This is a genomic window from Enterococcus sp., from assembly GCF_032555305.1.
GTDB lineage: Bacteria > Bacillota > Bacilli > Lactobacillales > Enterococcaceae > Enterococcus_A.
The window spans coordinates 61,253-77,963 of sequence record NZ_JAWGOQ010000015.1 but is presented as its reverse complement, the minus strand read 5'-3'; the positions used below and the strand labels follow the sequence as shown (position 1 = coordinate 77,963).

The window sequence follows — 16,711 nt, the reverse complement described above, 5'->3', positions numbered from 1 at the left end:
ATTTGTTATACGGAATATAACTTTACCTAAGACCTTCATCTTAGAACCTTGGCTTGTATCCTAAAGCACTCCTTTTAAAAAATTATTAGTAAGCGAAAAGTAAATCCAGCACAGCACTTGCAACTATATTTAACATTTCATAAAATGTTCAACTTTCGCAATAATATTAGAAAAGTCTGTGCGCATTTCAAAAAAATTCTTTGCCGCAATAGGAAAAAGCACTCGATTAGATGGCCAGTTTCATGCTTATTCCTATACAATCATCCGCATTGTTAAACTAAGCTCCCTCTTTTGCTTCTCTTTCCCCTTATGTGCTATACTATTATGCTGTTATGAACAATTTGACGGAATAATAAAGGGGGATGCTCAATGAATGCAAGAGAGTACGAACAAGAGCACGTCCAACAGACAAGCGCTTTGATCCAGCAGGAACTAGCATTTTTGGACAGTCAAAAAAAAGAAACCAAATCGAAGTTTGATACCGACATGTTAGAAAATGCCGGTCAACGAATTCAAGGTGGTTCTTTCGAGGCATTGGCTGAAACAATGGCTGATACACGGCAACATGAAGCAGAATTGCTTTTACGTTACCAAACTTTAGCTTCGCAAGAAAAACGACAAAAAGTCCTGCGATTAATGGGAGAAAATCCTTACTTTGCGCGGATTGATTTCAAAGAGGATCAAGAAACAGAGACGCTTTATTTAGGAATCGCCTCTTTGCGAGATACACAGGAAGAAACTGTTGTAATCGACTGGCGAGCACCGATCGCTAATTTATACTATGAGGGGACCTTGGGACAAACTCAGTATGAAGCCCATGATGCTATTATCCCGATCGAATTATTACTGAAACGTCAATTCAAAATTCGTGAAGGTCAAATCTTATCGATGGTCGATACATCAGAAGCGATCAACGATGATTTTCTATTAGAGATTTTGGACGAAGCTTCCTCTAACCATATGAAGAATATCGTAGCCACGATCCAGCATTCGCAAAATGAAATCATTCGCGACACCAGAAGCAAAGTTTTAGTAGTAGAAGGAATCGCCGGCAGCGGGAAGACTTCGGCTTTGCTTCAGCGTGTTGCCTATCTGCTTTATCACAACCGGAAGTGGTTAGATAATGAACAAGTCCTATTATTCTCGCCAAACCATATTTTTTCTGATTATATTTCGACAGTCTTACCATCACTTGGCGAGAGCGGTATACCCACTGAGACATTCAAAACATTTTTAAGCGCTCTGCTTCCGACATATCAGATCCACACAGAAGAAAGCCACGAGGAAGTCTTTCTTTCTGGACAAGATGACCGTGTGTTACGAGCAAAAAGCAGTTTTGCAATCGTTCAGGAATTATATAAATACGTTGAGCGTATTTCTGATTTAGGTCCGCTTTTCCGTGATCTTAAGTTGAATCAGAATGTCTTAATCTCTAAGAAGCAAATTCGCAACTGGTATCAGGAAGCTAATCCGGAACTGCCGATGTATCAACGGATGCAATTATTGCAGACAAAGCTTTTGAAAAAAATTGGTGGTTTAGAAAAAGATGAAATGAAAAAAGATTGGGCGAAAAAGGCTGCAGATGAATTGGTCGAAGCCGTGTTTGTTAATAATCCTGATATGGAAGATTCAGAAAAAGCTGAACGCCGCTTACGTCGTCAAATGGCGCAAAAAGTCGTTCGGAAAAAAATGCGTCCGATCCGCAGATCAATCAATCGTTTTGGTTTCGTTAACTATGCCAAACAGTATTTACACTTCCTGCAAAATATCCCGAATAATTTCTTGGCTCACTATCAATTGACCCAAGAAAATTGGAAAGATATGCTCGACGAACTATTAACTGATTTTAAACGTAAAGATATTAGCCTGGAAGATGGCACTTTGATGTTTCTTTTGATGAAATCCATTCATCCGCTAGATGTGAAGCAAAAAGCGCGTTTCATTTTTATTGATGAAATGCAGGATTTCTCTCCTGCACAAGTAGCCTTGCTACGCCATTTATATCCAAAAGCAACCTATACCTTGTGCGGCGACTTGAACCAAAAGGTCTTCGGTAATGAAAGTATGGTTCATTCATTAGAAGAGATTTTCCCTGATCAGTCGCTGACTCATTTTGAACTGACTACGAGTTATCGTTCAACTGAAGAAATCACAAATTTTGCAAATCAATTCTTAACGCAGGAGAATCGCGTCGAATTGACCGCTCGTGTAGGAGATTTTCCAAGAGTTTATTATGCCAATGAAGCTCGTGAAATGGTTAATGGCTTGATCCGTCAAATCGAAGAAACTGCTGAAATGGCTAAGTACTGGCGAACAGCGATTATCGCCAAAACGGTCGAAGAATGCCAGGCTCTTTACGACCAATTGACGCCAGAACAAAAAAATCAAGTTCAGTTATTGACTGATGAAGAAGACTTCATGAAAAAAAGTTTGATTATCATTCCTACCTATTTAGCTAAAGGATTAGAATTTGATCGTGTCTATGCTTGGAATATTTCACCGGAAAATTACCATACTGAGCAGGATAAGCTGATCCTTTATACCGTCTGTACCCGGGCCATGCATGAACTAAATCTATTAGTCATTGGTAAAAGAAGCCCATTATTGGAAATGATTCCGGAAAATCTTTATGTACAAGATTCGTTAGTTTAATAGTTGAAACGAAAGAAGCCGAATGACCTTTTACTATCATGTTTGAATAGTAAAACGGTCGTTTGGCTTTACTTTTGTAAAGTATACTTCAGGAATACTTTACGATCGTTTTCTTTTTCGGTTAAGCAACTTGATGTCGCCGGAAACTAATGGTAAGACTTCACTTAAAATATTCAGCAACTTATACATGGGATTATGGTACGAAAACACCAAATTGCTTAGTCCAAGCTTCGATGCCGCTGAGAAGTTTTTTTCTCACAAAAACGATTACTCAACTAGATTCGTATATAACCCAATTTCTAATGGCTTTAGTGAATAGACATATTGAATCTATCGATGACTTATTACTATCTATCTGCAAATCCGTCTCAAATGACAAGGGCGATTCACTGATTCCTTTTCATCGTCCCTTAGGCTGCTACTTCATCACTGAAGTTCAAGGGTCCGTTAATTTAGCCTATTTTTTGGGTGACGAACTTAGGGTTTACATGGCTGATTTCGACGCCCCACACTACTGCAAAGAATATACTGATTTTCTAGCTGAGCATCGCTTTTCAAAACCAAATGCCTGTTTTGCCTTGCAAAACGAGCTTTCGCTCCTAAATAATTTATTATCCTGCATTCCCACAACTCATATTTATCAGGATAGAAACAAAACACTTACAGATACTGAGCGTTGCAAAAACGATCGGCTAAAATTAGTGAAAAAATGACTTGATCTAGAACGACACTTTATTTTTTATAATCGTTAAACAATGTACAGCTAGCTCAGGTTTGCTGGTTTCATTTTCTCATGCTGATACTTAAGCGACACAGTCAGTTCCTCAATTAGTAAAGATTAAAAAAAAGATCAGAAAGAATCATACAAGATTCTTTCTGATCTTTTTTCTAATCGTCTAATTCAACATTATGATAGACTTGTTGAACATCTTCTAACTCATCCAGTACATCGATCATTTTTTCAAATTTCTCTAAATCTTCACCAGTCAATGTTACTTCATTTTGCGGGATCATTTGCATTTCAGCCATGGAAAATTCAGTTATACCTTTTTCCTTCAATGCTTCTTGGATCGCGTTGAAATCTTCTGGTTCACCATAAACGATGATTTGACCTTCTTCATCTATTACATCTCGCACGTCAATTTCTTTATCCATTAGGTATTCTAGGATTTCGTCAGCATCTTCACCTGTAAAACCAAATAAGGCAGTATTATCAAACATGTAAGCTACTGCACCAGAGACACCCATGTTCCCGCCGTTTTTACCAAAAGCGGCACGCACATCTGAAGCTGTACGATTCACGTTATTCGTCAATGCATCGACGATTACCATTGATCCATTTGGTCCAAATCCTTCATAACGCAATTCTTGGAAGGTCTCGTCTCCAGAACCTTTTGCCTTTTCAATTGCTCGATCAATAATATGCTTTGGTACGTTATACGTTTTTGCACGTTCAATAACGAAGCGCAATTTTTGATTGGCATGCGGATCAGGCTCTCCTGATTTTGCCGCCGCATAAATCTCAATTCCAAATTTAGCGTAAATTTTACTATTGTTTGCATCCTTCGCAGTCTTTTTGGCTACGATATTCGCCCATTTACGTCCCATGTTTTCACTTCTCTTTCGTTAATTTCATACTTTCCCATTATAACGACTCCCCTGCGCTTTGAAAAGTATTTTTTATACGCGGATCGGAAATCGCCCAATCGTTTGCTCTAGCGGGTGAATCAATTGATAAACCTGATCGGCACGATAAGTCAAAAAATGTTTCTCTTTCTCATTCTGCCCTATCTTTGCAGCAACTGGTAGCGTAAATTGCTTTTTCTTCTCATTTAGATAGGCTTGTCCCTTTGCGGTAAAACCTAAAATATGCAGCATCGAGTTTTCTTGTTCAACCTTTATTTCAGCTTCCTTAACCTGCAATAAAACATAAGTTAAGAGACGTTGTAATCGTGGTTGTGTGTAGCGCTTTGTACTAATAGACTTTATATACTCAGAAAACTGTTCTGCATCCTGTTCTATCAGACGATGCTCCAAGCCTTCCTTCATTTGATAAATTCCTCGAAGGTTTTCCAATGAACTTGCCCGTAACTGATAATTCAAATATGGCCAAAAATCTTTCCAAGAAATGTGTGTGTGATTCAACTCGTCTTGGGTCTCAAAGGGAACAAAACCGGAAATATCTTCACCCGATAATACAGCCTGGCGAATCCCAGTGGCACTCGCAAACTGATCAATAACTAACTGCTCATCATGATAGCCTTGATCTTTTCGCAACAACGGAAAGATTTCCATTGGTTGATCATAGGTTGCATTTTCTTTGGCATAGCTCAAGCCTAAAATATGATTAGGTGGAAAATTTTGTGCCTTCGGATATAGACGAGAAACGACCTCCGCCATTTTTTCAGGATAACTCCAGCCAATCGGCAGTTCATGAAAGAGCCGATCGATTGCAGCTTTCTCTTCAATAAAAAAACGGCCATAGTCTGCATAATCAAAAGAGGAGTCGCTATCAGTACCAAAACACAGAACATTGCATTTCAAAGCTTGTAATAGCTGGATGCTCCCTTTAGCAAAATAATCCGCTGATTGTACTGCCCAAGAAAATGGCAGCTCGACAACTAGATCCACGCCATTTTTCAAAGCTGCTTCAGCACGGGCCCATTTATCAACAATCGCTGGTTCTCCCCGTTGTAAAAAATTGCCACTCATAACCGCAACGACAATATCGGATTGACTCAGCTCTCGCGCCATTTTAGCATGATAACGATGTCCGTTATGAAATGGGTTATACTCTACGACGATCCCACAAGCTCTCATGCTCATCCCACCTTTCGATAAAGTTTAAAATAATTATTGTCCTTGTACTCAAATCAGTTCATGTCATTTCTAAGGTTAGTTCTTCGGTCAAACAATCACATAGTGTGTGACAGAGAGAAAAGATATTTGTATTTTTTGTTCCATTTCCAAAACAGGAAAAGCAAACTAAGCCCAGCACGCTTTAAGCTGAACGAACAAAAAAACCGAGATTGCTCTCGGCTATTTTTGACAGACAAAGAACCAGCGTTTACTTTTCTCGTTTGGTGCCTCATCTGAGAAATCCGCAAAGACCTCGGTTTTAAAACCTGTCTCAGTCAACATCTGTTGATACAGTTCAATTGGATATGTTCGCTCCTTGTGCAGTTCATCGAATCGCTCAAACATTTCGCCGTCCTTTTTTACAAAGAAAGTTAAAAAGTGTTCAATGCTATGCATTGAATCCCCACGATAGCTATCCCAAAGAAAGGCAAAATCTTCGGTCTGATCATGAAAACTATACTCTGGAAAAACTTCATCTATTTGATAAGTCGAATGAACATCAAAAATAAATGTTCCGGAATCTTCCAGCAATTGATAAACACCTTCAAAAACTTGTTTGACTTGTGTCGCATCTTGCATGTAGCAAAGTGAATCCGAAAAACAAGTCACAGCTTGGTACTTACCAATATCGGTTAGATCAAGCATATCACCCGCGATCCAGTTAATCGAGAGATCCTCTTGAAGCGCGCGGTCACTAGCTAAAGTCAGCATTTCTTCCGATAGGTCTAAACCAGTCACATCAAACCCGTTCTTAGCGAATTCCACGGCTAATGCTCCGGTTCCACAAGCTAGTTCCAAAACCTGGTTTGTTGTCTTGGGCAGATGGCGTAGTGAAAAACTCAGCCATTGCTGATACAACGAATCATCCATCACCTCATCATAGACAAAGGCAAATGTTTCATAGGCCATTAGTCTAACCACGCATCAATATTTTCAAGTGGAGCGTCTGACCATAATTTTTCTAAATTATAAAATTCACGTTCAGAAGTACTAAAGACATGGACGATCAGGTCGCCTAGATCGATTAGGACCCATTTTCCGCCATCTTTTCCTTCAACACGTTTTACTTCAACGTTTGCTTCTTCCTCTTTATCAATGATCTCATCGACGATTGCATTGATTTGACGATCCGAGTTCGCTGAACAAATCATGAAATAATCCGCCAATAATGAGACTTGAGAAACATTTAATGCCACGATATCAACCGCTCGTTTCGAATCGGCTGCCTTCACGGCGATTTCTAACATATTTTTACTATCTATGATAATTCTCCTCCTTAAAATTTACTGCTATTATTATTGTATTCCAGCGACCCAACGATTATAAGTCTCGATCGTTTTGGGATAAACTGGACTTTCTGCTTCGACTAAATGAGCCAATGTGTGTTTGGTTTCAAAGGCCACCGCTTGATCTAAATCACTAAAAGCGATGACTCGTGCATCTTCTACACCGGGAAAATTCCTACCTGGTTCGATATAATCCGCTACATAAATGATTTTATCTAGCAAAGTCATCTCTGCCGCTCCTGTGGTATGTAGGCGAATGGCATTTAAGATCTCTTCATCCGTAATCTCTAGTTCACGAGCAACAAAATCAGTCCCGACAAGCCCATGCCAAATAGCATTTCCGTATTTCAACAATTCCTTTTTGTCCTCGTACTCGCCTTGGTCGATTGCCAGCTGAAATTCTTCATCAGTCCGTTCCTTGGCATAATCATGGGTCAAAGCAGCGATGCTTGCCTTCTCAGGCGATTCACCGTAACGTTCAGCTAAAGCAACAGCTGTTTCCTCCACGCCTAAAACATGTTTGAAACGGCGTTCACTCATCCTCATTTGAACAGCCTGCATCAAAGCTTCACGATCCAGCGCTGTATATTCATCGCTATATTTCATCAAGATATAGTCCTTCTTCCGTAATATACTCCCGCACTCGATCTGGAACGAGATAGCGGATCGAACAACCTTGCTTAACTTGTTTGCGAATATAGGAAGATGATAACTGAATCTCAGGGACATCGACCCATATAATTGGATACGGACTTTCTGTTGAGTAGCCTGCACGTTTCACTCCGACAAAATTTACCAGACGAACCAATTCATCGATCCGATGCCATTTCGGCAGATATGCAACTTCATCCCCACCGATAATAAAGTAATACTCAGTATCAGGATTTTCGACTGTCATCTCCAGCATCGTATCAATCGTGTAACTTTTACCTTTACGTGTTAATTCCCTAGTATCCACTGACAAAAAAGAATTGTCTTCAATAGCAAGCTTTGCCATCGCCAATCGATGCTTACTATCGATCGTTTTCTTTTCATCTACATGAGGCGGCAAATAACTTGGTAGCAAATGTACTTCATCAAATCCCATTTTTTGTCCGACCTGTTCCGCGATCATTAAATGCGCGTGGTGAATCGGATTAAAATTCCCCCCTAACAGTCCTACCTGCTTCTTCGGCATCGTAGTATCCGTCATTGGTTTAACTTTTGGAATCGTTAAGACATCTTGATACAACAGTTATTCCCCCTCGTTCTTTCGTAAAAATAAGGCTTAAATTCCTTGAACTTCTTTTGAAATTTTTTGATACTTTTCTTTGCTTGACGCTTTATATAAAACCAATACACGTCCGATAATTTGAACAATCTCGCAATTGATTTTTTCTTCTAAGACATGTGCTACGTCTTCAGCAATCTCATCGGTATTTTGTAATAAATTAATCTTAATCAATTCTCTTTTTTCCAACGCTTCATTAATCTGAACGATCACTGCGTCATTGATCCCATTTTTACCAATTTGAAAAATCGGTTGCAGGTGATGAGCCTGACTACGTAAAAAACGCTTTTGCTTTCCTCTTAATTCCATTAGAACTCTCCTAAAATAAATTTCTTATGCTACTTAGATCAATGCTTTGCGGGTCAGAACATCGACCCCTTTTGGTGCCCAACCAGCAACAACAGCTGGTTTTGTCACTGTCACCCAACCAAGTCCTGCAAAAACAATATCTGTTTTTTCCTTAATTGAAAATTCGAAGCGAACTAGTTCAGGAAAATCCTCTACTTCGTCAGGGCGAGGCGGCTGTAACAATCCACCAATATGCTTTTCATAAAATGCATCCGCCTTCTCTAGTTTCGTCCGGTGAGGCTCAATGTCATTCGAAACATACGCAACAAATGATGCACGATCGCCTTGAATAAAATCAAACCGCGCCAAACCGCCTAAAAATAAGGTTTGGCCAGCATTTAACTGATAGACCTTCGGCTTGATCTCTTTGTGAGGTGCGATGATCTTCAAGTCCTTTTTCCCAAGATAATGCGCCATCTGATGACGATGGATAATCCCTGGCGTATCAAACATGAAATGACCATCGTCCAATGGAATTTCGATCTTATCTAAAGTCGTTCCTGGAAACTGCGAGGTCGTGATCAAATCTTGTACACCCGCGGTTTGTTTGATGATTTGATTGATCAATGTCGATTTACCAACATTAGTAACACCGACTACATAAACATCGCGACCATTACGGTATTCTTCGATTTTCTCTAGTAACTCGGTCATTTCGTTTGATTTCCGAGCACTCGTTAATAAAATATCAACCGGACGCAAGCCCTCTTCGTGAGCGCGTTCCCGCATCCATTGGGTCAATTTTCCACGCTTAAGTGACTTAGGTAATAGATCGACCTTATTACCAACTAATAACACTGGATTATCCCCCACAAAGCGGTGCATCCCGGGGATCAGTGATCCGTTGAAATCAAAAATGTCAACAACATTTACAATCAAAGCATCTGCTTTGCCTAATTCGTTCAACAAGCGTAAGAAATCATCATCGGTTAATGAGACATCTTGAATCTCATTATAGTGACGTAGTCGAAAACAGCGTTGACAATAGACCTCTCCACTCTCTAAGCCTTTTTCCAAAGCTGATTGCGGAGTATAACCTAATTCATTGGGATGTTCGATTTGAATCTTTGCGCCGCAGCCGATACAAAATAATTCTTCTTCCATTTATAGTTCACTCTTCCATTTCATCTCAGGATCTTTACGCAACAAAACATGCATCACTCGACGTTCAAAAAAACGATTAATCCGTGTGTTCCAACCATCCGTGTTCAGAATCGGACGGACGAGAATACTGCGGATGCCTGCTGCACTCGCTCCGCGAATGTCAGTCATTACTTGATCTCCGATCATGACGATCTCATCTTTTGATACACCCAACTGTTGCTGTGCATTCTTGATTCCCACCGAAAAAGGTTTCATTGCCCGTGCGACGAAGTCTAATTTAAAGCTTTCTAATGCTTTTGCCACGCGGCTAGCTTTATTATTTGAAACGACGACCACAGGAATACCTGCTTCATCCATCATTTTTAACCAATCAATAAGCTCTTTGGTCCCATTGGGATTGTTCCAAGCAATCAGTGTATTATCCAAATCAGTGAGAACTGCCTTAAATCCATGAGCTTTCAATTGTTCTGGGGTTATTTGATAAATGGCTTCGACCATCCACGTTGGTTTGAATTTGTCTAACATGGCAACTCCTATATCCTTATTTTACATAGCTTTGTTTTACACATCTACAAAACCTGATTATAACGCAAATACGTTTAAAACTCTACATTTGAGAACAAAGGTTTATAAAAAGACTAGGCATTCTCTGCCTAGTCTCAATAATTTTATAATACTTTTGATAAAAAATCGATTGTGCGAGGATTTTTTGTCTGATCAAAAACTTCTTCAGGTGATCCTTCCTCTACAATCACACCGCCATCCATGAAGAGTACTCGATCCCCAACCTCTTTCGCGAAGCCCATTTCATGGGTCACGATCATCATGGTCATTCCTTCTTTCGCCAACTGCTGCATAACTTCTAATACATCGCCGACCATTTCGGGGTCAAGCGCAGATGTTGGTTCGTCAAATAGCATCACATCTGGCTGCATCGCTAAGGCACGAGCAATAGCGATCCGTTGTTGCTGTCCGCCGGATAACGATTGTGGATAGGCATCAGCTTTTTCTGATAGTCCAACTTTTTTCAAAAGTTCTTTTGCGACTTTTTCCGCATCTGTTTTCGAAAGACCTTTTACCTTAATCGGTGACAATGTGATATTGTCTAAGACGGTCATATTGGGAAAGAGATTGAATTGTTGGAACACCATCCCCATTTTTTCTCGCGTTTTAAAAATATCATTCTTTTTATCAGTAATATCCGTTCCTTCGAATCTGATCGTGCCAGAGGTCGGAACTTCTAATAAATTGACGCAACGTAAAAAAGTACTTTTGCCGGAGCCAGACGGTCCGATAATTACGACAACCTCTCCGGGAGTAATCTCTGCGGATATATCTTTAAGAACCTCGTTATCGCCAAATTTTTTGTTTAAATGTTCGATTTGAATCAATGCTTCTTTCATTCTACTCACCTCTGCTCCTTATCGCTGATAACCTTTTCCTAGTTTTTTCTCCCATAAATTGACTAAGCGGGATGTGATGAAGGTCATCACGAAGTAAACGACCGCTGCGACAATTAATGGTTCTAAAGGAATATAAGAATTTGAAACAACGATTTGCGCAGACCCCATCAATTCATTGATCCCAATCGTTGCAAGCAAAGATGAATCCTTAATCAAGGTAATAAATTCGTTCCCTAAAGGCGGTAAAATATTTCTCAACGCCTGTGGCAAAATCACATAACGCATTGTTTGAGCTGGACGCAGACCTAGTGAATGAGCGGCCTCCGTTTGACCAAAGTTCACAGCTGTGATCCCGCCACGGATGATTTCCGCAACATAGGCGCCAGAGTTTAATGAAAGAACAATCATCCCTGGAATCAAACGATTCAAACCAACGGACAATACGCCAACATCTAAATCGGTTGAAGGGAAAAATCTCTGTAGAATCAAAAAACCGATCGTGATTTGCAATAACATCGGAGTACCGCGAAGCACTTCGATGTAGATATTCGCTAACCAATTTAACGGTTTATGTTTAGATAGTTTCAACAGTGCCATGGCCAAACCGATCAAGGTTCCCAGACAAACTGTCACAAGCGAGATAATCACAGTGATCCCCGCCCCAGAAACAAAGTAAGATAAGTATTTATCTAAAAAAGAAAAGTTCAAAACGTGTTTCCTCTATTCTTCTGCTGATTTTTCGGCTAATTCATGATTTTTTTGTACATACTCATCGATCTTGCCTTCATCATTCAATTTTTTGATGATTTTATTGATCTCTGTTTGTAATTTATCACTGCCGTCTTTTGGTAAAGCGATTGCGAATGCTTCATCTTCATTTGCTTTCAAATCGATATTTGCGATCATCAAATCCGGATTTTGTTGTACATAAGATTCTGCGATCGTTTTTTCTACCACCATCGCATCCAATGAGCCGCTGTTTACTTCGATCACCATATTTGGAACCTTTTCGATTGATACAAGTTTAGCATCTTTCATTTGGTCTTTTACAACATCTTCTTGGATTGAACCTTTTTGTGCCCCAACATTTTTATCCTTTAATGCGTCCAAGCTGGTAAATTTGTCTTGATTCTTTTTATTAATGATCACTACTTGTGGTGGATTGTAATAGTTGTCGGTGAAGTTAAATTGTTCTTGACGTTCCTTTGTTGCTGAGATTGCTGAAATGGCGATATCAGATTTACCTTCTTTTAGTGAAGCTAAAACGGTATTAAAGCTCATATCAGAAACTTCTGCCTTCACACCTAATTGCTTAGCGATTTCATTGACTAAATCAACATCGGCACCAACGATTTTGTCTTTCCCATCTACCATGGTATGAAACTCAAAAGGCGCGTAATCCGCAGATGTCGCAACTTTTAGCACGCCCGCTTTCTTAATTGCTGCTAATCGATCTTCTGATTTTGCATTTGATGATGAATCAGCAGTATTATCGTTGCCTCCACCACATGCTGCTAAGGTAAATAATGCTACTAATGTCATAACTAAGCCGGTAATCTTTTTCATCCTAATTCCTCCTATTTGTTGAATGCTTTTTTCAATGAATTTATTATAGCATGAAATTTTCATAAAACAAGCACTTGGTTGTATAAATATTAAGATTAATTTGGATATAGTGCTATTTAATGTATATATTCAAATTTTATATGTATAAATATTTTATGTTCACTATTTCCACATCCGATAATCTTTATTCTCATTTGTTTAAAAGGAAAAAGCAAGAAAATCTGATCAATGACCAATTTTTCTTGCTTTTCATCGTATACATAGCAACCTAATTCTCTAAAATTTACGGAAACGTTGATATCTTTTTTCGACCAATTCCTCGGTTGAATACTGAGCTAACTCAGTAATTTTCTCAATCAAGGATTTCTTCATCATTCGTATGATTTTATCCTCGCTGAGCTTTTTGCCTTTCAACGTCTCAGGGATCACTCGGTCAATCACATCCAGCTCCAATAGTTCTGCTGCAGTGATCTTCATAAGCTCCGCCGCTTCATCAGCACGTTTACCGTCTTTCCACAGGATAGAAGCAAACCCTTCTGGTGAAAGAATCGCATAAATGCTGTATTCCATCATCCATACTTCATCAGCAACCGCTAAAGCAAGCGCGCCTCCGCTGCCCCCTTCTCCTGTCACAATCGAAATGATTGGTACTTTTAAATCCGACATCTCCATTAGATTGCGAGCAATCGCTTCGCCTTCGCCACGTTCTTCTGCTTCAACACCGCAGAATGCTCCAGGTGTGTTCACAAAGCAAATCACCGGTCGCTTAAACTTCTCGGCTTGCTTCATCAAACGTAAGGCTTTACGATATCCTTCTGGGTTGGGCTGACCAAAATTGCGTGCCATATTTTCTTTCAAATCGTTCCCTTTTTGAATCCCAATAACTGTGACTGGTTTGCCAGCAAGATTGGCGATACCGCCAACGATTGCAGGGTCATCACCGAATAATCGGTCTCCATGGAACTCTTGAAAATCAGTAAAAATCTTTTCAAAATAATCAAGACTAGTTAAGCGATCCTGATGCCTCGCCAGTTTTACGATTTCTCCAGCAGTAAGACTCATTAGTCACACCAGCCTTTCTGTTGATGAAATGCTAATAATTGCGACAATCGTTCTCGTAAAGTCATCCTCGGAACGATTTGATCAATAAATCCATGTTGTAAAAGAAATTCGGCTTTTTGGAAATCATCTGGCAGCTGCTGACGAATCGTTTGTTCAATCACTCGTCGACCGGCAAAACCAACTAACGTTTGCGGCTCAGCTAAAATAATGTCCCCCTCCATCGCAAAACTGGCGGTTACCCCACCCGTTGTCGGATCTGTTAAGACAGTAATATATAGCAACCCGGCATTACTATGACGTTTAACCGCAGCCGAAATTTTAGCCATCTGCATCAGAGAAAATATTCCTTCCTGCATCCGAGCTCCTCCTGAAGCGGTAAATAGAACAACAGGTAATTTTTCGGAAGCCGCTTTTTCGAAAAGTCGAGTGATTTTTTCACCGACGACTGTTCCCATGCTACCCATAATGAAATTCGCATCCATTACACCTATTGCTACTGCTTGTTCATTGATTGAAGCTTTCCCAGTTAAAACTGCTTCATCCAAACCAGTTTTTTCTTTCATTTTTTCGATTTTAGTCAAGTAATCAGGAAAATTAATCGGATTTTTCTGAGATAAATCATTATTCCAATCAACGAAGCTCTTTTCGTCGATCGTCAACGCCAATCGCTCCCAGGCACTAATCCGGAAACTATAACTACAATGAGGACAAACCTTTTCAGCACCAATCTCTTTTTTGTATAGCGTCCGTTTGCAGTTTGGACATTTTGCCCACATATCATCAGGCACAGTCGGTTTCGTTGTTGGTACACTATCGCGGTTAGGATTGATCCGAATGTAGTTTTTTTTCTTATTAAAAAGGCCCACCTAAATTCCTCCTACTCGCTTTGTTGCCACTCTGGTAAAAAGGTTTTTTGTAAGAAACTTGTATCGTAGTCTCCGAATAGAACACTTGGATGGCTGATCAAGTCCATTTGAAATTCAACATTTGTGATGACTCCATCAGAAACAAATTCACCTAGAGCACGCTGCATCTTCATCAACGCATCAAAGCGATCTTCTCCATGAACAATAATCTTTGCAATCATTGAATCATAATACGGGGGAATTGTCACCCCACTATACATTGCACTATCGACTCGTAGACCAAGACCGCCGCTAGGCAACAACAGAGTTTTGATTTTTCCTGGCGAAGGCGCGAAATTAAATGCAGGATTCTCTGCGTTGATTCGGCATTCAATAGAATGGCCTTGGAATTTCACGTCAGATTGCTTTAAGCCTAGTGGTTCGCCGGCCGCAATTTTGATTTGTTTTTTTACAATATCAATGCCTGTGACCATCTCAGTAATTGGATGCTCCACCTGAATCCGCGTATTCATTTCCATAAAATAGAAACTACCATCTTCATCTCGCAGGAATTCAATGGTTCCAGCACTTTCATAGTTTACTGCTTTTCCAGCCTTAACAGCGATGTCGCCCAGCATTTTACGGGTCTCTTCACCAATAACTACAGAAGGAGCTTCTTCTAAAACCTTTTGATTATTTCGCTGTAATGAACAATCCCGTTCACCTAAATGAATCACATCACCTTGCTGATCCCCTAAAATTTGGACTTCGATATGGCGAGCTGGATAAATAATTTTTTCCATATACATCGAATCATCACCAAAAGCCGCTTTTGCTTCAGACTTAGCTGATAAGAAATGCTTTTCTAGTTCGCTTTTTTTAGGGACTTTACGAATTCCTTTACCTCCACCGCCAGCAGCAGCTTTCAACATGACTGGATAACCGATTTTATCAGCAAGCTTTTCTGCTTCTTCTAACGTATCGATCGCTCCGTCACTTCCAGGAATTACTGGTACACCAGCTTCTTGCATCAATTGCCGTGCGTGGATTTTATTTCCCATCGCGTCAATCGTTTTTTCACTAGGTCCGATAAATTTGATATTGCATTCAGCACACATTGTGGCAAATAAACTATTTTCTGACAAAAAACCAAAACCCGGATGAATCGCTTCGGCATTCGTCACGATCGCTGCACTTAGGATTTCTTGCATATTTAAGTATGAATCCGTTGAGCGAGCAGGTCCAATACATATCGCTTCATCGGCCATCTCTGTGTGCAGTGCTTCTTTATCCGCCTCAGAATAAACCGCGACTGTCTGAATTCCTAGTTCACGACAGGCACGGATGATTCGTACAGCGATTTCGCCACGATTGGCAATCAAAATTTTTGAAAACATAGACATCTATCCAATCATAAAAGTCAATTCTGCTTCGGCTACTTTTTTGCCATCGACGTAGGCGATGCCTTTTCCGCAACCTGCTGAAGAACGAACTTTTGTTAATTCTACTTCTAAAACTAAAGTATCTCCTGGTACAACTTTTTTACGGAATTTCGCTTTGTCGATTCCGCCAAAGTAGGCTGTTTTTCCTTTAAATTCGTCCATAGATAATAATGCGACAGCACCTGCTTGGGCCATTGCTTCAACAATCAATACACCTGGCATGACAGGCTCGTGAGGAAAATGCCCTTGGAAAAATGGTTCGTTAACCGAAACATTTTTCTTGGCTTTGATACTTTTTCCCGCTTCTAACTCCTCCACGCGATCAATTAACAGCATTGGATAGCGATGCGGGATGATTTCTTTGATTTCTTCGATCGTTAACATTTTCTCTCTCTCCTAACTAATTCGGAACAATGGTTGTCCGTATTCAACAACATCTTCATTCTCTACCAATATCTCAGTAATAGTGCCATCAAAATCACTCGTGATCTCATTCAGTAATTTCATTGCTTCAATAATGCAGACTGTTTCGCCTTGTTTCACTGTATCGCCGACAGATTTATAAACATCCTGTTCAGGCGATGGCTTTAGATAAACAATCCCAACGATTGGCGAGGTAATCACTTGTCCTTCACCATTAGCTGCAGCAACAGGAGCTTGAGCTTTTTCTGACTCTGAAGTAGGTGCAGCAGTTGTCATCGGTGTTACTGGTGCTGGTTCTACTGATTGCTCTGGTTGTGACGCTGTCACCGTTTGACGATTCGTCTGATTTTTATTCATGTATAGCTCAAAACTGCCTTCTCGTAAATCAAATTCGGTTAGTTTTGAATCATTGAATTGATTCAGCAGTTCTTTGACTTCGTTGATCTCCATT

At 40.0% G+C, this 16,711-nt stretch carries 18 protein-coding genes; 1 reads left to right on the top strand and 17 read right to left on the bottom strand.

The genetic code is table 11. From position 1 onward, the window contains the following. Positions 1-369 precede the first annotated feature (369 nt). Positions 370-2,652 carry an RNA polymerase recycling motor HelD gene (helD, locus tag E6139_RS12380; RefSeq protein ID WP_316403374.1) on the top strand — a complete coding sequence of 761 codons (2,283 nt, stop codon included), beginning with the start codon at positions 370-372 and terminating at the stop codon, positions 2,650-2,652. An 888-nt stretch (positions 2,653-3,540) separates the two neighbouring features. On the opposite strand, the gene E6139_RS12375 is transcribed toward helD, so the two are convergent. The 17 genes from E6139_RS12375 to accB all read right to left on the bottom strand — a co-directional run bounded on the left by E6139_RS12375 (position 3,541) and on the right by accB (position 16,710). Beyond that, a complete protein-coding gene (locus E6139_RS12375; RefSeq protein WP_316403373.1) occupies positions 3,541-4,260 on the bottom strand; it encodes a YebC/PmpR family DNA-binding transcriptional regulator in 720 nt (239 codons plus the stop codon). Positions 4,261-4,332: 72 nt separating this feature from the next. Continuing rightward, a complete protein-coding gene (locus tag E6139_RS12370) occupies positions 4,333-5,472 on the bottom strand; it encodes a nucleotidyltransferase (RefSeq protein ID WP_316403372.1) in 1,140 nt (379 codons plus the stop codon). Positions 5,473-5,691: 219 nt separating this feature from the next. Continuing rightward, positions 5,692-6,420 carry a class I SAM-dependent methyltransferase gene (locus E6139_RS12365; RefSeq protein WP_316403371.1) on the bottom strand — a complete coding sequence of 243 codons (729 nt, stop codon included), beginning with the start codon at positions 6,418-6,420 and terminating at the stop codon, positions 5,692-5,694. Then, a complete protein-coding gene (gene rsfS, locus E6139_RS12360) occupies positions 6,420-6,776 on the bottom strand; it encodes a ribosome silencing factor (protein WP_316403405.1) in 357 nt (118 codons plus the stop codon). The genes E6139_RS12365 and rsfS overlap by 1 nt, the downstream gene beginning before the upstream one ends. 30 nt (positions 6,777-6,806) lie before the next feature. After that, positions 6,807-7,403: a bis(5'-nucleosyl)-tetraphosphatase (symmetrical) YqeK gene (yqeK, locus tag E6139_RS12355; RefSeq protein ID WP_316403404.1), complete on the bottom strand. Its 597-nt coding sequence runs from the start codon at positions 7,401-7,403 to the stop codon at positions 6,807-6,809. Further along, complete coding sequence (locus E6139_RS12350; protein ID WP_410470531.1) at positions 7,393-8,028, bottom strand: nicotinate-nucleotide adenylyltransferase; 636 nt, start codon at positions 8,026-8,028, stop codon at positions 7,393-7,395. Before E6139_RS12350 ends, yqeK begins: the two co-directional genes overlap by 11 nt. 36 nt (positions 8,029-8,064) lie before the next feature. Then, positions 8,065-8,376, bottom strand: a complete 312-nt coding sequence (yhbY, locus tag E6139_RS12345) for a ribosome assembly RNA-binding protein YhbY (RefSeq protein WP_016180655.1) — start codon at positions 8,374-8,376, stop codon at positions 8,065-8,067. Positions 8,377-8,409: 33 nt separating this feature from the next. Further along, complete coding sequence (gene yqeH / locus E6139_RS12340) at positions 8,410-9,519, bottom strand: ribosome biogenesis GTPase YqeH (RefSeq protein WP_316403370.1); 1,110 nt, start codon at positions 9,517-9,519, stop codon at positions 8,410-8,412. Next, a complete protein-coding gene (locus tag E6139_RS12335) occupies positions 9,520-10,044 on the bottom strand; it encodes a YqeG family HAD IIIA-type phosphatase (RefSeq protein WP_316403369.1) in 525 nt (174 codons plus the stop codon). A gap of 143 nt (positions 10,045-10,187) precedes the next feature. Beyond that, positions 10,188-10,922, bottom strand: coding sequence for an amino acid ABC transporter ATP-binding protein (locus E6139_RS12330; protein ID WP_316403402.1), 735 nt, complete (start codon positions 10,920-10,922; stop codon positions 10,188-10,190). A gap of 18 nt (positions 10,923-10,940) precedes the next feature. After that, positions 10,941-11,630, bottom strand: a complete 690-nt coding sequence (locus E6139_RS12325; protein WP_316403368.1) for an amino acid ABC transporter permease — start codon at positions 11,628-11,630, stop codon at positions 10,941-10,943. A 12-nt stretch (positions 11,631-11,642) separates the two neighbouring features. Beyond that, a complete protein-coding gene (locus E6139_RS12320; RefSeq protein WP_316403367.1) occupies positions 11,643-12,488 on the bottom strand; it encodes a transporter substrate-binding domain-containing protein in 846 nt (281 codons plus the stop codon). A 276-nt stretch (positions 12,489-12,764) separates the two neighbouring features. After that, positions 12,765-13,550 (bottom strand): acetyl-CoA carboxylase carboxyl transferase subunit alpha, encoded by a 786-nt coding sequence (locus tag E6139_RS12315; protein WP_316403366.1) that lies wholly within the window; start codon positions 13,548-13,550, stop codon positions 12,765-12,767. Continuing rightward, entirely contained in the window at positions 13,550-14,416 is an 867-nt protein-coding gene (gene accD, locus E6139_RS12310; protein ID WP_316403365.1) for an acetyl-CoA carboxylase, carboxyltransferase subunit beta, read from the bottom strand. Before accD ends, E6139_RS12315 begins: the two co-directional genes overlap by 1 nt. Positions 14,417-14,427: 11 nt before the next feature. Continuing rightward, positions 14,428-15,792 carry an acetyl-CoA carboxylase biotin carboxylase subunit gene (locus tag E6139_RS12305; protein ID WP_316403364.1) on the bottom strand — a complete coding sequence of 455 codons (1,365 nt, stop codon included), beginning with the start codon at positions 15,790-15,792 and terminating at the stop codon, positions 14,428-14,430. A 6-nt stretch (positions 15,793-15,798) separates the two neighbouring features. Beyond that, entirely contained in the window at positions 15,799-16,221 is a 423-nt protein-coding gene (fabZ, locus tag E6139_RS12300) for a 3-hydroxyacyl-ACP dehydratase FabZ (RefSeq protein ID WP_216409738.1), read from the bottom strand. 12 nt (positions 16,222-16,233) lie between these two features. Then, a complete protein-coding gene (gene accB, locus E6139_RS12295; RefSeq protein ID WP_316403363.1) occupies positions 16,234-16,710 on the bottom strand; it encodes an acetyl-CoA carboxylase biotin carboxyl carrier protein in 477 nt (158 codons plus the stop codon). Position 16,711 lies beyond the last annotated feature (1 nt).

Bases quoted from the DNA above. Each gene is read 5' to 3' on its own strand.
- E6139_RS12335 (WP_316403369.1), bottom strand. From the start codon at position 10,044: ATGTTAGACAAATTCAAACCAACGTGGATGGTCGAAGCCATTTATCAA.
- yqeH (WP_316403370.1), bottom strand. From the start codon at position 9,519: ATGGAAGAAGAATTATTTTGTATCGGCTGCGGCGCAAAGATTCAAATC.
- E6139_RS12370 (WP_316403372.1), bottom strand. From the start codon at position 5,472: ATGAGAGCTTGTGGGATCGTCGTAGAGTATAACCCATTTCATAACGGA.
- E6139_RS12330 (WP_316403402.1), bottom strand. From the start codon at position 10,922: ATGAAAGAAGCATTGATTCAAATCGAACATTTAAACAAAAAATTTGGC.
- E6139_RS12305 (WP_316403364.1), bottom strand. From the start codon at position 15,792: ATGTTTTCAAAAATTTTGATTGCCAATCGTGGCGAAATCGCTGTACGA.
- E6139_RS12315 (WP_316403366.1), bottom strand. From the start codon at position 13,550: ATGAGTCTTACTGCTGGAGAAATCGTAAAACTGGCGAGGCATCAGGAT.
- accB (WP_316403363.1), bottom strand. From the start codon at position 16,710: ATGGAGATCAACGAAGTCAAAGAACTGCTGAATCAATTCAATGATTCA.
- fabZ (WP_216409738.1), bottom strand. From the start codon at position 16,221: ATGTTAACGATCGAAGAAATCAAAGAAATCATCCCGCATCGCTATCCA.
- E6139_RS12320 (WP_316403367.1), bottom strand. From the start codon at position 12,488: ATGAAAAAGATTACCGGCTTAGTTATGACATTAGTAGCATTATTTACC.
- helD (WP_316403374.1), top strand. From the start codon at position 370: ATGAATGCAAGAGAGTACGAACAAGAGCACGTCCAACAGACAAGCGCT.
- yhbY (WP_016180655.1), bottom strand. From the start codon at position 8,376: ATGGAATTAAGAGGAAAGCAAAAGCGTTTTTTACGTAGTCAGGCTCAT.
- E6139_RS12365 (WP_316403371.1), bottom strand. From the start codon at position 6,420: ATGGCCTATGAAACATTTGCCTTTGTCTATGATGAGGTGATGGATGAT.
- E6139_RS12375 (WP_316403373.1), bottom strand. From the start codon at position 4,260: ATGGGACGTAAATGGGCGAATATCGTAGCCAAAAAGACTGCGAAGGAT.
- yqeK (WP_316403404.1), bottom strand. From the start codon at position 7,403: ATGAAATATAGCGATGAATATACAGCGCTGGATCGTGAAGCTTTGATG.